We start from the raw sequence: 2,030 nt of genomic DNA on the forward strand, positions 1-2,030 counted from the left end.
GATGCGTGATCTGATCCTTCAACTCAGCAAAAGTTCGATTTATTCAACAAAGCTGGACATTTAAGTAATGTTGAAAAGAAAGTTAATGGTGATGCTATCCAAAGGCGAGATATTGTTGGAACGAATACAGGAAAATCAGACGCATGGGCTCGAATTGAAAAAGATTATAGAGTTAGACAAGTTGTATTTGAAGTGAAAAATTATGCATCTGTAGGAAGAGATGAGTATAGGCAAATGTCTTCTTATTTACACAGTATGTATGGCCGGTTAGGTTTTATCGTGACTAGAGATAATGAAGAAGCTCTAAGAGCGGGTCCCGAACTTGATTGGGTACGAGAGATATATAGCACTGATGATAAATTAATCATACGTCTTTCATATAAGTTTTTTACAAGGCTTTTAAGTAAGCTTAGAAACCCTGAGAAACATGATGCTGTAGATAATGCGTTAAACGCAATTTTAGACATGTACGAAAGAAGTTACTTGAGCCTTCAAACGACAAGAACAAAAAGGGGTCGAAAATAATAAAGAGGGGAGCCCCCTCCCCTCTTTATTATCAACAAACCGTTATATTATCTTAATATGATTAAAACATTACTACTCGCTAGCACTATTAAATGCATATTTTTTATTGATTTTACAATGTTGAGCATGTACATTACTATAATTACTTTTATCACAACCAGCACATGATGACCAGTTTAAATTTAACACCTCAAAATTATCTTTCAGTTATAGCCATTGCATTATCATTAACAGCCCTTTTTTTTACTGTTCGAAATTATTTGCGCAAGGAAGGCATTGGTATCAGAGGAGGTTTTAGCATTAACTCGAGCGTTGAGTGCCATGATGATTTCGTGGGTACGGTAACCTTGGAAAACATTAAAGATAGATCGATAACCATCTTTTCTATTTATTTAAGAGTTGGCTATAACTATTATATAAAACTTTCCGATTACGAGGAAAGCCCTTTAATACTAAAGGCTTATGAAACATTAAGCATTGCATATGGACCAATTACAGGATATACCGTTTCATCGACACGCGTAGATATTAACAATTTACTTAAAAATAAAAAAATCAAGAAAAGAATTGTATTATCCACTAGCACAGGAAAATATGTTGTACCTCGCTTTATAAACCGGTGGAATCCAATTCTTGAAATGTTTAAAAATGATTCCGTTGCTGTATTACATCCAAACACCCTAATGTATAAAGACGAATGGGTTGGTGAAAATATAAAGTTCGTTGTTGATCTCATTTACTCCTCAAAAGAAAATAAGGTTTTAAAAATAAGACCTAATGATTACGAGATTAAAATATTCAAAAACTTCAATTTAACAAAACAATGCCTTGAAAACAAAAACTCTCTTGAAGAATATTTAAACCATCAAAAAAGCATAGGGAATATTACATTTAATGATTTAATTATTTTCGAGGTTTCTGAACATCGTTCAAACCCTCTAAACACTCAAGACAACGAACCATATATTGCAACCAAAGTAAGTTTTTTTGAATATAAGATTCTAGGCCCTATTTCAAGCAAATTAAAAGATAGACAACTTAAAAAAGAAAACAAAAAAAATAGAATATGATGAAGGATACACTATCCTTCTTTTATCCTTTTAGCAAAATCAAATGCTGTTATCGGGTGTGGTTTATTTTCGTCTAAATAATCCCCCCACTGCACCATTAATTGACGTTCATCCAAATGCTCGGAGGTATGAATATATTCAGCACGCACATTATTTCGTTCTAAATGGCTCAACTGTCGTTCTATCGCATCATCGCTCCATCACCCTGACTCACTGAGTGCACCACGCGCCATCGTCCTGAACCCATGCCCGCAGACTTCGGTTTTCGTGTCATATCCCATTGCACGTAATGTACTGTTTACCGTGTTTTCACTCATGACCATAGTTGCATCGTGATCCCCCGGAAAAAGCAGCTCTTTATCACCACTAATCTGCTTTAACTAGGGAAGGTGCGAACAAGTTCCTGATATGAGATCATCATATTCATCCGGAGCG

General features: G+C 35.0%; 1 protein-coding gene and 1 pseudogene. One reads left to right on the forward strand and one right to left on the reverse strand.

Translation table 11 applies throughout. The features are described from left to right. Nucleotides 1-689: 689 nt before the first annotated feature. The gene (locus ABLV54_RS13160) at nt 690-1,595 is read left to right on the forward strand and encodes a hypothetical protein (RefSeq protein WP_231791926.1); all 906 of its coding nucleotides are present in this window, start codon (nt 690-692) and stop codon (nt 1,593-1,595) included. 11 nt (nt 1,596-1,606) lie between these two features. Here the strand turns inward: ABLV54_RS13160 and ABLV54_RS13165 are convergent. Beyond that, a pseudogene (locus ABLV54_RS13165) lies at nt 1,607-1,975 on the reverse strand (integrase); the annotation flags it as partial. Nucleotides 1,976-2,030 lie beyond the last annotated feature (55 nt).

The sequence above is a fragment of the Klebsiella sp. JB_Kp042 genome (genome assembly GCF_040065275.1).
Taxonomy (GTDB): domain Bacteria; phylum Pseudomonadota; class Gammaproteobacteria; order Enterobacterales; family Enterobacteriaceae; genus Klebsiella; species Klebsiella quasipneumoniae.

Bases quoted from the DNA above. Each gene is read 5' to 3' on its own strand.
- ABLV54_RS13160 (WP_231791926.1), top strand. From the start codon at position 690: ATGATGACCAGTTTAAATTTAACACCTCAAAATTATCTTTCAGTTATA.